Origin of the sequence: Echinicola jeungdonensis (assembly GCF_030409905.1) — a bacterium.
Classification (GTDB): domain Bacteria; phylum Bacteroidota; class Bacteroidia; order Cytophagales; family Cyclobacteriaceae; genus Echinicola; species Echinicola jeungdonensis.
In genome coordinates, this window is the sequence record NZ_JAUFQT010000001.1 from 2,146,400 (window position 1) to 2,160,943 (window position 14,544).

Annotated in this window: 7 protein-coding genes; all 7 read left to right on the forward strand. The window is 41.6% G+C overall.

Going from position 1 to position 14,544, the window contains the following annotated elements; all coding sequences use genetic code 11:
* Window positions 1-5 precede the first annotated feature (5 nt).
* The 7 genes from QWY93_RS09025 to QWY93_RS09055 all read left to right on the forward strand — a co-directional run bounded on the left by QWY93_RS09025 (window position 6) and on the right by QWY93_RS09055 (window position 14,528).
* Entirely contained in the window at window positions 6-3,644 is a 3,639-nt protein-coding gene (locus tag QWY93_RS09025; protein WP_290247880.1) for a DUF4450 domain-containing protein, read from the forward strand.
* A gap of 272 nt (window positions 3,645-3,916) precedes the next feature.
* Window positions 3,917-6,094 (forward strand): glycoside hydrolase family 65 protein, encoded by a 2,178-nt coding sequence (locus tag QWY93_RS09030; protein WP_290247881.1) that lies wholly within the window; start codon window positions 3,917-3,919, stop codon window positions 6,092-6,094.
* A 129-nt stretch (window positions 6,095-6,223) separates the two neighbouring features.
* Window positions 6,224-7,408 carry a glycoside hydrolase family 88/105 protein gene (locus QWY93_RS09035; RefSeq protein ID WP_290247882.1) on the forward strand — a complete coding sequence of 395 codons (1,185 nt, stop codon included), beginning with the start codon at window positions 6,224-6,226 and terminating at the stop codon, window positions 7,406-7,408.
* A 166-nt stretch (window positions 7,409-7,574) separates the two neighbouring features.
* Window positions 7,575-8,990 carry a glycoside hydrolase family 28 protein gene (locus tag QWY93_RS09040; RefSeq protein WP_290247884.1) on the forward strand — a complete coding sequence of 472 codons (1,416 nt, stop codon included), beginning with the start codon at window positions 7,575-7,577 and terminating at the stop codon, window positions 8,988-8,990.
* 568 nt (window positions 8,991-9,558) lie between these two features.
* Complete coding sequence (locus tag QWY93_RS09045; RefSeq protein ID WP_290247885.1) at window positions 9,559-11,475, forward strand: family 43 glycosylhydrolase; 1,917 nt, start codon at window positions 9,559-9,561, stop codon at window positions 11,473-11,475.
* A 434-nt stretch (window positions 11,476-11,909) separates the two neighbouring features.
* On the forward strand, window positions 11,910-13,127 hold the full coding sequence (locus QWY93_RS09050; protein ID WP_290247886.1) for an oligogalacturonate lyase family protein: 1,218 nt from the start codon (window positions 11,910-11,912) through the stop codon (window positions 13,125-13,127).
* A gap of 108 nt (window positions 13,128-13,235) precedes the next feature.
* Window positions 13,236-14,528 (forward strand): MgtC/SapB family protein, encoded by a 1,293-nt coding sequence (locus tag QWY93_RS09055; protein ID WP_290247887.1) that lies wholly within the window; start codon window positions 13,236-13,238, stop codon window positions 14,526-14,528.
* Window positions 14,529-14,544: the final 16 nt, after the last annotated feature.

The following is a 14,544-nucleotide window of genomic DNA, read 5'->3' on the forward strand; positions in this document are numbered from 1 at the left end:
CTCAAATGTTTTCGATTACCAAAAATCAAATTCGATTATCAGTTTTGGCCCTCGGGCTTTTATTTACTGTTCAGGGACCGGCTCAAGCCCAGGAATACTGGCATGATCAGCCAAGGGAAGTTCGCTATACTCCCGATGGAAAAGATTTTGTCATCGTCAATGGTGACCGGAAATTTAACCGGGCTTTGTATGGCTACCATTCTGACTTTAGAACCGAAGCAGGTGACCTGCCTGAATTTTCCTTTTACCTTCCTGGTATGGGAGGCAATTTCCGTTTTGGCATTCAAAAAGAGAACAATGCCAAATGGTTGGAAGATGCAGTCCATATTGAATCCCGGTACCAATCCGGAAAAATGCATTATGTCATTGCCGATCCAATTTTGGGAAGTGGTAAAATAGAAATTACCGTTATGCCCCTCCGTGAAAGGGAAGGCGCGATTTTTAAAGTTGAAGAGCAGGGTGTTCCTGAGTCGGTTAATTTGCTTTGGCTGTATGGTGGGGTGACTGGAAAGCGGTTTAGTCGTATGGGTGATTTGGGTGCAGATCCACCATCTGTTTTTTATCTCACCGAAGAAAAAAGCATGGGGAATGATATCCAAATAGCTGGGGATAACCGTTTTGAACTCCTTTATGGAGAGGAAAATGAAGAAGGCAGATCTAAAATGCTGGGTGTTTTTCCAGAAAATGCAAGTTTGAAATTGGCCAATCCCGAGCATCTTTATAGTATTTCAAATCTTTTGAAGGAAGGAAAAGGTGAAGCTGAGGTGATCTTAGGCCAAATGCCTTTCGGTTTTGATACCGAATATTTTTCCATCTACCGGCCAGGGTTTGGAACAATGGGATATGCGGACCTGGAACCAATATTTGAACAGGCTGATACGCAAAGAAAAGTTTTGGCCAACAGGATAAAAGTTAACACCCCCGATCCTTATATCAATACCGTTGGAGGAGCATTGGGTATTGCTGCCGATGCGATTTATGATGAACCTGCCTATGTGCATGGTGCCGTGGCCTGGAGAATGCCTTTGCCAGGATGGAGAGGAGCTTATGTGGCTGACTGGATGGGCTGGCATGAACGGGCAAAAACCCATTTTAATGGTTACCTTGAATCCCAATACCTGGAGCCAGGAGGAACCAGAAATGATCCTGATACCGCAAAACATTTAGCCAGACAAATGGAGGTGAAGGGCAAATCTATTTTTAACCGTGGCTACATCAGTCGCCGCCCCGGAGAACCATCTGCTCCACACCATTATGATATGAACCAGGTCTTCTTTGATCAGTTGATCCGGCATTTTGATTGGACCGGGGACAAGGTTTACCTGCTTGAGGTTTGGCCATCCATACTCCGCCATTTGAATTGGGAGAAAAGAAATTTTGATCCTGATGGAGATGGACTCTATAATGCTTATGCCAGCATTTGGGCCAGTGATGCCTTGCAATATAACAGTGGAGGGGTAGCCCACGCTTCAGCATACAACTACTATGCAAATAAAAAGGCTGCAGAATTGGCCCGGATCCTAGGGGAAGAAGATGATCAGTTTGAAGCAGAGGCCAAAAAAATACTTGATGCAATGAATGGGCACCTCTGGTTGGAAGACCAGGGTTGGTATGCAGAATATAAAGACTTTTTGGGGCCTGAAAGGCTTCACCCAAATGCCGGGGTTTGGTCAGTATATCATACCGTTGACAGCGAGGTGCCGGATCCTTTCCAGGCTTATCAGATGACACGTTATTTGGATGAGGAAATTCCCCATATCCCACTGGTAGCCCAGGGTTTGCCGGAAGGCGAATATCACACAATTTCCACCACCAATTGGATGCCCTATACCTGGTCTGTCAATAATGTGGCATTAGCAGAGGTGCTTCATACCAGTTTGGCTTATTGGCAGGCAGGAAATTCCACCGAGGCTTTCAGACTTTGGAAAAGTGCTATTTTGGAAAGTATGTATTTGGGAGGCAGCCCCGGTAATTTCCAGCAATTGTCCTTCCTGGATGCTATGCGGAGCGAACTTTATAGGGATTTTGCTGATGCAGTGGGTATGGGAGCCCGTTCCCTGATAGAAGGATTGTTTGGAGTGAAACCTGATTTGTTACATGACAAGATAAACATCGTACCTGGATTTCCTGCATTTTGGGAATATGCAACCCTAAGCACGCCTGACCTGGCTGTTGATTTTAGAAGGTCCGGGATGACAGATCAGTATGAAGTGGTCAACCGTTTTGGAAAGACTTTGGAATTGAACCTGGTGGTCAATGCCAGAAATGAAAAAGTTCAACAAGTTTTGGTTAACGGACAAAATGCTGATTGGGAATTATTGGAATATGAGGTTGGCCAGCCAAGGGTTTTGATCAAAGCACCAATGGATAAAATAGCTACCGTAAGTATCACCTGGGAAGGAGAAAAGGTAGAAAATATGGCCTTGGAAAAAAGCTTAACTCCGGGCGTGAAAATTATGCTGGAACATCCCGCCAAAATGTTGTTAGATGTTTACGATCCGGAAAAAATATTAGCCGAAAAAGCAGTGAATGATGGAAAGTTTCATGCAGTAACAGGAGAAAAAACCGGAAATGGGACCTTTTTTGTGAAAATTAAACAAGGCGAAATGAATTGGTGGGAACCTATGGCCATTGAAATTAGGCCAACTTTTGAAATAAAATCCGCTGAAAAACAAAATAAAAATTCCCTTCAATTTACTCTTTCCAACAATGAGGTAAAGCCAAAATCGATAGAGGTAAAAGTAAATGGGAAGGTTTGGAAAGAATCGGTGCAATTGGCTGATCAAGAACCACTGGAATTAACAGTCCAATCGCCAGATTTTCTAAAAACCGGAACCAATATCGTAGAGGTTTACGTAGGAGAAGAATTGCTTGCCCAACAAAAGGTGATTAATTGGAATTTTGTTTCTCCTAAACAAGGGGATTTGGAAACAGTTGATATATCGCCAGCTTTGAATGATAAGGTCACCCAGATTTTCAGAAACAATTATTACAGTCCAAGGTCTCCATACCCCACCTTGCAGATTCCTGTTCATGGAATGGGGGATTGGGCCAGCCATGGGGCTTATATGGATATTAATGATGCTGGGTTGAGAGAATTAGCCGGGGAGGATCATCAAATTGAATTGCCTCAAGGAATAGCTTTCCAAACACCTGGTGACGATTCCAATAATATCCTTTTTGCCTCCTTGTGGGATAATTATCCTGACCAGGGAGAAGTGAAGCTGGAAGGGAAAGCCAAACACGCTTATTTCCTGATGGCAGGTTCCACTAACCATATGCAAAGCAGGATGGACAATGGGAAGTTAATTGTTCATTACAAAGATGGAAGTACAGAGGAAATGGAATTAAAAAATCCGGAAAACTGGTGGCCCATTGAGCAGGATTATTTTATCGATGGTTATGCCTTTGACATTGACCAGCCAAGACCTATAAGGGTACATCTCAAATCTGGAAAAATCAGTAATGAAGCCCATGATGATTATGTGGGAATAGACCATTTTACCAATTATGGCATCGATGGCGGGGCAGCGACCGTGCTAGATTTGCCATTGGATGAAAGTAAAGAACTGGAATCCCTGGAAATAAAAGCCACCACTATTGAAGTAGTTATTGGCTTAATGGCGGTTACTTTGGAAAGATGATTGGGGAGCATTGCTAGATTAAATTGTAGCCTTAGTTCGAAAAAAACATTGCTTAATAGGCTGAGGGTTGGATTTGAGGGGAGATGCATTGGGAGTTCTTTAATAAGGGGATTGCCACGCCCTTTTCCCATCTCTTTTCCAAGCGTTCAAGGGCCCGCAATGACGTTAGCGACCCTATTTCTCTAAATAAAATAGATACTGAGTTACTGTTGACGGTTGACCGTTGACAGCCAAAATTAATAAAACAATGAAACAACCTTAATTTCTTTTATATGAATTATCATTTGCGAAAAACCAATTTGATTAATTTTTTGCTTGCAATGCTTCCGCTTTTAATGCTGTTGGATGCTTGCCAGGAACCCACCATGGAGGAGACAGATAAAATCGACCGAAAAGCATTGGTCAGCCGCCACAATGTGGTAGTGGAAAAACCGGATACTTTAGCTTCCCTATCTGTAGGGAATGGGGAATTTGCTTATACCGTGGATGTTTCCGGCTTACAAACTTTTCCAAAATATTATGAAAAAGGCGTGTCACTGGGCACCCAAAGTCAATGGGGCTGGCATGCTTTCCCCAATCCAAGTGATTACAAATGGGAAGAAATATTGCGTTATGATACTTCCGCCATTGGGCAGGTAATTCCCTTTCCTGTACAGCACAAAGAAGGCCGGAAAAAAGAAGTTACTGATTATTTCAGGACCAGTCCCCACAGGCTTCACCTTGGCATTATTGGTCTTAAATTAATCAAAGAAGATGGATCAGAAGTAGCAGTCAATGACCTGGAAAATATCCATCAGGAACAGGAGCTTTGGAAAGGAAAAATCACCAGTGAATATGAAATAGAGGGCCACCCAGTCAAAGTGGAATTGTATGGTCATCAGGAAAAAGATGGCTTTTCTGCAAAAATCAGTTCGCCCCTCATTTCAGCTGGAAGGTTAAAAGTCAAATTTGCTTTCCCTTATGGTTCTGATTGTCATGTTTGCCCTGGTTATGACTGGACCAAACCGGAAAAACACCAATCTGATCTGGAAAGCATTAATGAACAACAGATCCGCATCAACAGAACCCTTGATACCACCCAATATGTAACCGATGTTAGCTGGAAAGGTGAGGGAAATTTTGAGGAAACCGAAAAGCATTATTTTACTTTAAGCCCAGGATCCGACCAGGAGAGCTTTGAGTTTACTGCATTGTTTTCAGAAGAAGGTGAACAGCAAGTGCCGGATTATGAAGCTACCGCAGAAAGTAGTGAAAAAGGCTGGGAAGATTTTTGGCAGTCGGGTGGTGCTATTGATTTCTCGGAATGCACCGATGAGCGTGCCCATGAATTGGAAAGGAGAGTGGTGCTTTCCCAGTACCTGACTAAGGTCAATTGTTCCGGTTCACTACCTCCGCAGGAAACAGGCTTGACCATGAACAGTTGGTACGGCAAATTCCATATGGAGATGCACTGGTGGCATGCGGCCCATTATGCCCTTTGGGGCCGTGTTGAATTAATGGAAAAGAGCTTGCCATGGTATTTCCATGTGTTGGAAAAAGCCCAGGCCACAGCTGAAAGGCAAGGTTTTGAAGGGGCCAGATGGCAAAAAATGACAGATCCTTATGGAGATGAAAGCCCTTCCAGTGTGGCTTCTTACCTGATCTGGCAACAACCCCATTTCCTTTATTTTGTAGAACAGATTTACAATGCAAGACCAGAAAAGGAGACTTTAGAAAAATATAAAGAATTGGTCTTCGAGACTGCCGAATTCATGGCTTCCTTTGCCAAAAAGAGCGAAGAAGATGGAAAATACCATTTGATTGCGCCATTGATTCCTGCTCAGGAATTATTCCCCGCCAATTCCACTGATGACCCACCTTTTGAGTTGGCCTATTGGCATTATGGACTAAAGGTGGCCCTGGATTGGCAAAAAAGGTTAGGGATGGAAGAAAATCCCAAGTGGAGGGAAGTATTGGATAATTTGGCTCCTTTGGCCATCAAAGACAGTTTGTATCTGCCCAGCAGTACCCACCCAAGGGCTTATGAAGATGATTTTTACCTCCATGACCACCCAATCGTTTTGGGAGCCTATGGCATTTTGCCCAAGACTGAAATGATTGATACCACCATCATGAGAAACACCCTGGAAAAAATCCTGAAGATTTGGGATTGGGAATCCACCTGGGGTTGGGATTATCCCATGATGGCCATGAACGCTGCCAGATTGGGTATGCCAGAAACTGCCTTGGAGGCCTTGTTTATGGGAGAAAAGAAAAATACCTATCTGCCCAATGGCCATAATTACCAGGATGAAAGATTGCGTATCTATCTGCCCGGCAATGGCGGATTGCTTACCACGGTGGCTATGATGACTGCCGGCTGGGAGGGCGGATCCGATCGTCCTAACCCCGGTTTCCCGGACAATGGCAAATGGAATGTGAAATCGGAGGGTTTGACAAAAATGCCATAAGGGAAATTTGAGATGTAAGATTGCTGGTCCGGATTACAAATCCGGGCCTTCCGTTATTTTTAGGATTTGCAATCCCTTTTAGCATTGTAAATTTGAATGACAATTAAACCTTGTAACGAAAAAAATAGAATGAAGAAATTAAGCTTTTTTCTGATGCTGATGGCCTTTATGAGTCAATTGACTTTTGGCCAAACCAGCCGGATTGATAAGGACCTGGATTGGTCTGAAAGAATGGCCCAATCCATAATGAAAAGGAATCCGGAATCTTGGATGATAGATTTTATGGATAGGCCCGTTTGGAGCTATCCTCAAGGATTGGTGCTGCATGCTTTTGAAGTTTTGTGGAAGTCCAGTGATAAGGATGAATATTACCAGTACATCAAGGATTATGCAGATGAAATGATAGAGGATGACGGCAATATCCGGACTTATAAGTATGAGACCTACAATATTGACATGATCAATTCAGGGAAGTTACTGTTCAATCTATATCAACAAACTGGGGATGAAAAATATAAAATTGCTATTGAGACTTTGAGGACCCAATTAAAATGGCAGCCAAAAACAAATGAAGGTGGCTTTTGGCATAAGCTGCGGTATACCTACCAAATGTGGTTGGACGGGGCATATATGGGAACTCCCTTTTTGATGCAATATGCCAAGGAGTTTAATGATCCGGATGCATTTGATCAAGGTGTCCTTCAATTGAAATTGATGGAAAAGCACCTCAGAAATGATGAAACAGGCCTTTTGTATCATGGATGGGATGAAAGCAAGTTCCAGACATGGGCTGATCCTGAGACGGGCCGTTCTCCCAATATTTGGGGTAGGGCCATGGGCTGGTATGTCATGGCCGTAGTGGACGCATTGGATTTTTTGCCCAATGATCATTCTGGAAGAGAAGACTTGATGGGGATTTTACAACGGTTATCTGAAGCGGTGAAAAACTATCAGGATATAGAATCCGGGCTTTGGTACCAGGTTGTGGATCAGCCTGAGCGGGCTGGAAATTATAAAGAAGCATCCGCTTCTTGCATGTTTGTATATGCCCTGGCCAAGGGTGTAAATAAAGGTTACTTGGATCAAAGCATGTTGGAAGTGGCGGAAAAAGGTTTTGAAGGAATTTTGGATGAGTTTATAGAGGTGGATGAAAATGGGGAAGTAGATCTTACCCAGGTTTGCGCCGTTGCAGGGCTTGGAGGAAACCCTTACCGGGATGGCTCCTATGAATATTACATCAATGAAAAGATCAGAACCAATGACCCTAAAGGAGTGGGGCCATTTATCTTGGCCAGTTTGGAATTGAGAAGGTAAATTACTGTGAAGCTTACAAAGAAAGAATTTCGCGCAAAGGCGAAAAGCCCGCTAAGATAGATTCTAAATCAAGAGTTTTGTTGTCCAAGGGAATGAAAAAAAATAGAACTTTGCCTTCTTTGCGACTCCGCGAGGGAAACTTAAATCGAATTAAAATATACTAATTATGAAAATAAACCGATTATCATCCCATTTGCTATTGATGCTTATAGGATTAGTGATGTGGAATTGTTCCACTAAAGAGGAGAGCCAAACCAAAGGGCCTTGGGATGGGTTGGATTCTATCCGCGCCCAGATAAAAGCTCCTGAATTTCCTGATAAGGATTTTTTGATCACTGAATTTGGTGCCCAGGAAGGTGGAGAGGTTTTAAATACCCAAGCTATTGCAGATGCTATCCAGGCATGTCATGAGGCTGGTGGAGGTAGGGTAGTGGTGCCCGAAGGTGTGTTCTTAACCGGCGCCGTCCACCTTAAAAGCAATGTCAACCTTCATATTCCTGAAGGGGCAACCTTACGCTTCAGCAGGAATGCAGAAGATTACCTGCCAGTGGTTCACAGTCGTTGGGAGGGCATGGAGTTGATGAATTATTCCCCTTTCATTTATGCTTACCAGCAGGAAAATATCGCCATTACCGGAAAAGGTACATTGGATGGCAATTCGGATATGGAAAACTGGTGGCCATGGTGCGGTGCTACCCATTTTGGCTGGAAAGAAGGAATGGGCAGGCAGAACCCGGCAAGGAAGTTATTGCATGAAATGGTGCATGATGAGGTACCATTAGAGGAAAGGGTTTTTGGTGAAGGACATTACCTGAGGCCCCAATTTGTTCAGCCATTTGATTGCAAAAATGTATTGATTCAGGATGTGAAATTGATCAACTCCCCCATGTGGAATGTGCATCCTGTATTATGTGAAAATGTGACTGTTGAACGGATAAGGGTGGAAACCTTGGGGCCCAATAATGATGGATGTAACCCAGAAGCTAGTAAAAATGTCTTGATCAAGGATTGTTATTTTGACACCGGGGATGATTGCATTGCCATTAAATCCGGCAGAAATGAAGATGGTAGGAACCCGGGAATTCCTTCGGAGAATATTATTATTGAAGGTTGTGAAATGAAAGAAGGCCACGGTGGAGTGGTTATCGGCAGTGAAATCTCCGGTGGGGCAAGAAATATTTTTGCCCAAAATCTGGTGATGGACAGCCCTAACCTGGACAGGGTCCTGCGTATCAAGACCAGTTCAAAACGAGGGGGAACCGTGGAAAATATTTATATGCGGAATGTGAAAGTAGGAACCTACAAAGAAGCAGCTGTCAGGTTTAATATGTTCTATGAAGAAGAAGGGGAACATATTCCTACCATCAGAAATGTGATCGTGGAAAACCTTCAGGTTAAAGATGGCGGTGAATATGCCGTTATGGCCAATGCCTATGAAGAATCTCCGGTAACAAATTTTCAAATGATCAACTGTAGAATTGATGGGGTGGAAAAAGTATTTAATGTGAACCATATGAAAGATGTGAAATTCGAAAATGTGATGATCAACGGCGAGGAAGTAGATTTTAAGGAATATAAATAAACGGTTAAAAAATTTAATTAATAAAAGGGTAAATAACTGTTTGTTTACCCTTTTTTATTTTTAAATATTTTAAAGGCAGGATGCTTCAGAACAGTTTTTTAATTGATAGTTAGCATATTTCCCCTATAGCACTCCTTTTTTTAGCCCGATGTTTTTTAATGGGCTTAGAATTTTCTTCGGAATAATTTTCTAACCAAAATAACCAATTGTTATGTGTTTCATTTATACAAAAAAAGTGAAAACAGTTTTATGCTAAATTTCTGGGGATAAAAGCTTTTTAAGGCTTAAACAACAATTACCATGGGTAAAAGATGGGGTGATTATGATGTTAGTTGCCCAATTAACCCTTTTAGGGGTTAAAATAATAGCCTCTTTTTAGGAAAAAACTATAGTTCTAAAAAATGTTATGATATTGAAAGGCCTTTCTCTTAGGAAGAAAAAAGTGTTTTTTAATGTAACATAAAAACCGGAATTTGGGATTTTCTGATTAAAGTGTATATTTGACACATAAAAAACAATCCTTCGGCCTTTAGGGTATATCCCGGGGTCGATAAAACCAAATTCTAATATGAACCCTATAATCCCTTCTTACCATCGCAAGGCATTTCTTTGCCTCTTTCTTTTATTTGTTGGAATGGTAGCTCTGGTAGCAAGACCCATAACAGAAGACAGTACCAAAATGGACCATTCAATTTTGGCTTATGTAAAACAAGGAAATACGGAACGAACTGCATCTTTGCACTTGGCTTATAAGCCTAATGATCAAGATTTTGTTCCGCTAAATAATGGAAAAGCGATCCTTTACCCTTTATTAGGATCCCGGAAAATGGGGGCTCCCCATTTGTTTGAACAAAATGAAGGTGGATATGGTCTAGTTGCATCTGATAACCAAAGCGGAAATGGCGTATTAGTTTATGATACCCAGGATCTGATCTATTATTCTGGAGAACGATTATTGGTATTAAGTGAGGAAGTTCAGGTGCAGGATCCGGTTTGCCAATATGATGAAAAATTAGAAGCCTATCGAATAGCCTGGTTGGGAAGTGATGGTGAATATTACGTTTCCATTAGCAAGGACCTTGAAACCATCAAAGAAACCAGGAAAACCGAGAACTATCAAAGAAAGAACATTTTAGCGGCTTTGCCAGAAGGTGCCAAAGATGCTAGTGTTTTTTCTCCTGACCTGGAGACTTATAAAACTTTGATTAACAAATTTGCCCCTATCCAGCATACAGGATTTGAGGTTTTGGAAGATATAACTTTGTCCGGAGAGGAAAAAATACAACTTATTCTTCCAGATGAAGTGAAGGCAAGATACAGTGATGGCTCAACTAAAGAAATGCCGGTATTTTGGAATCAAAGTGACCTGAAAAAGCTACATAAGGCAAAACAGGGGACTTTTGAAATAAGGGGAAAAGCGTCTCAACCCCTTTTTGCTAATCCATTTATTGAGCAAAGAGCAGATCCCCATATCATCAAGGGTTCAGATGGTTATTACTATTTTACTTCCTCCTACCCCATGGTAGGTGGTGATGATCCTGAAGGCTATGACCGGGTGATCCTAAGAAGGGCAAAAACTATCAAGGGCCTTGCTGATGCCGAAGAAGTGACCATATGGGATGAAAAAAATTCAAATATTAGCTCAAGGTATGTTTGGGCACCCGAAATTCACGAAATCAACGGAACCTGGTATGTGCTTTTTACTACCAGTAGTCCAGACGCAGGAGTATGGGGAATTCGGCCAATTATCATCGCCTGTAATCAAGGTGACGGAGATCCTATTAAGCCAGAAAACTGGGAAAAAACAGGTCATTACTGTGAGGCAGTTGAAAGTGATGAGGTGGCTTTTCAGCATTTTTCACTGGATATGACCTACTTCCAACACCAGGGAAAACATTATGTTATCTGGGCTGAAAAGCCAAGGGGCTCCAATCTGAGAATTGCTTCTATCAACCCTGAACAACCTTGGAAAATGACGTCACCTTCTGTCCAATTATCCAAACCGGAATATGGTTGGGAATGGAAAGGTGCTCAGTGGGTAAATGAAGGACCTGCCGTAATCAAAAATGGAGATAAAGTATTTGCCGCATTTTCTGCTGCAACAGTAGATGAAGCTTATTGTGTAAGCATTTTATATGCTGATAAAGATGCTGATTTATTGGATCCGAATAACTGGATCAAGCAAAACTATCCCTTATTGAGTACCGATGATTTGGATGGTCAAAAAGGGCCAGGTCATAATTCCTTTACGATCGATGAATATGGGAATCCATTGTTGGTTTACCATGCGAGAACCGAAGGAGAAGTCAGTGGCCCGGGAGACAAAGGGGATGGTGGACTATATGACCCGGGGAGGCATGCCCGTATCCGTCCGGTGCATTTTGCTATTGACGGAATGCCTGTTTTCAATATGAGTCCAAAACAAATCCTGGATCCTGCGCTTAACCATTTTACTGTCAAAGTGACTTTGAAGTCAGCAGAATAATTAAAAAGGCTTTAGGTAAAATATTTAGGTTTCCATTAAGGAGAACTTCAAATTATTCTTATAGAAATAAAAAACAATGGGAAATCCATTGGGTGGTGCGGTTCTATTTGAACATTCACTATCCAATGGATTTTTTTAGGTCTTTGAAAAAGTTAAAGGTCACAAATTACCAAGTAACCGAACAACCAATAACTTTTATCAAAAAGGCATTCAAAATCAATTAGTTTCTTGATAGAATAACATGCAATATTCCCAGGAGTTAGGAAATGTTTTTTAAATTGATACCTGATAAATGGAAATTTAAAATCATTGACTAAAAAGCCCTTTTATCTCATTTCTTTGATCAAGTCAATGATTAATCCTAAAGGATTCCTATTTCATTTGGAGGAGGTTTTCTTTTTATAATTACATTTCTAAAACAACCCAATTTAACCATGAAAAAGATATTTTTATTGATTGCTGTATCACTGGCTGTGGCATGTGAGAAGGAAAAAGAAGAGATTCCTAAAATGGAAACCGGAGGGAATCCACCCATGCCAGAAGCTTGGATTGATAAAGATACAGGTCATAAAGTGGTACGGCTTTCCAACAGGGAAGGAATTAACCGGAGTTTTTATTTTCATAACAACCCATTTTTTCAATCTGAGGATGGCACCACCAAAATGGTTTTTTATGGATCAGTTGGTGAAAACAATCAACTTTTCACCATTGATATGGAAACCAAAGAAATTACTCAACTTACTGATGACCCAGAGGGAATGTCAGGTGAAATTGTGGGAAAAAAAACCGGAAGGGTGTATTACCAGCGTGGAGATTCTGTGTTTGCTACAGATGTAAACTCCGGAAGAAGAGATTTGGTATATGTTTTTCCTGAAGGGTTCAATGCCCGGATAAGCACCATTAATGCGGATGAAAAATTGTTGGCAGGTGCCAAGAGTGTTCCTGCAAAAGATTCCATTTATCGGGCCAACCCTGAAAAATCCCAATATTTTAATAAGATATATGATGCAAAATTACCCCATGCACTCTTTACTGTAAACTTGGAAACCCAGGAATTAGATACCATACATTCTGATACGGCCTGGATTAATCATATTCAATTTTCACCTGTTGATCCTGACCAATTGATGTTTTGCCATGAAGGTCCCTGGCATAAAGTTGACCGGATTTGGAATATCAATGTGAAGACTGGAGAAGTACAAAAGATGCATGAGCGGACCATGGACATGGAAATTGCAGGACATGAATTTTGGAGCCGTGATGGAGAGGTCATATGGTATGACCTGCAAATGCCCCGCGGGGAGACTTTCTATCTGGCAGGGGTCAATGTGAAAAACGGCGAAAGGTACCGCTATCAAATGGACAGAAATGATTGGTCAATTCATTTTAACATTTCCCCTGACCAAAATCTTTTTGCCGGGGACGGTGGAGACCCTGGGCAGGTGGCCAAGGCCGAAGATGGTCAATGGATTTATCTGTTTACCCCTAAAGAAGATAGGCTGGAATCGGAAAAACTGGTCAATATGGCCCATCATGATTACTCCCTTGAGCCAAATGTTCATTTTTCTCCTGATGGTAATTGGGTGATTTTCAGAGCTAATTTTGAAGGGGAGAGCCAAATTTATGCAGTTGAGGTGGAAAAGGAAAAATAAACTTGATATCTTTTTAAGGTTGTAGGATTACTTAAAAATGAATAGGGGTGTTCTTAATTACCAAGTATGTACTTGGTAATTAAGGCTTGATTTTTAAGTCTTTGGTCTATGGAAGAAACATTCATGATCGATACAGATGATTTCCAACTTACGCAGATGGATTTTTTCATCAGGCTGCTTATTGCTACAGGAATTGGATTATTGATAGGCTTGGAGCGGGAGCATGCAAGTCCGGAAAAGGAGGAAGTCTTTGCAGGGGTGAGGACCTTCGTGTTTGTGGTTTTATTCGGTTTTTTGATTGCCTTTCTAAGTTTCCTATTTACCCATTGGTTGATAGTTGCAGGGTTGATTTCCGTGATGGTGTATGGAGGACTTTCTTATTGGGTGAAATCTCGAGATGGAAAAATTGGAGGAACCACAGCATTTGCAACCTTGACAGCCTTTATTTTAGGAAGTACCACATTTCTTGGTTTTATCGAGGCTAGCCTAGCTGTTACGGTAATAGCCCTGGTAATGCTTTCTTTAAAGGAACCTTTGCACAGTATCGTAAGGCAAATCACCCAGATTGAATTGTTTGCCCTTGTTAAATTTGTGGTGATTTCCCTATTGGTTTTACCTGTTTTGCCTGATGAAACGATGGGGCCTTATGATGTCCTAAACCCGCAAGAGGTAGGCTGGGTTATTATCCTGACTTCTGGGATTGGTTTTTTGGGATATATTCTGATGAAATTTTTAGGGGGAAAAAAAGGGATTCTGCTTACGGGAATTTTCGGAGGTTTGGTTTCCAGTACCGTGGTAGCATGGGTGTTTGCTGAGAAGAGCAAGGAAATTAAAGCGTTATCAAAAAATTGTGCAGTAGCCATTCTAACCGCTTCTTCCATAATGGTTATCCGGGTTTTTGTTTGGATGACCATTTTTAACCAAGAATTGATAGGAAAGTTGGCATTGCCTCTCGCCTTGGTGTTTTTGGCGGGCGTTGGGGCTGCTTTTTACTATTATAAAAAGCCCTCCAAGGATCCGGATATCAATGCTGATCTCCCCTTGGGAGAGCCTCTCAACCTGAAAAAAGCCTTGTTTTTTGGCCTCCTTTATTCAGGGATCTTACTGTTGGTGAGTTATGCCAACAGCCAATTAGGTACAAAAGGAGTTTATATATCCAGTGGTATTGCTGCTTTGACTGATATCAACGCAATCACCATTTCTGTTTCAAAGCTGGCAGGAAACTCTTTTTCAATTCTGACCGCTCAAAATGTAATTTTAATAGCCACTCTTTGCAATACCTTGGTGAAGATCGGAATATCAATATCGGTGGGCAGTAAGTCTCTAAGAAATTATATTCTTTTGGGCTTTGGATTGGTATTTCTGATGGGAATCGCCGGTTTTTTGATAATTAATTTTTAGGCCAACTGTTGCTAAA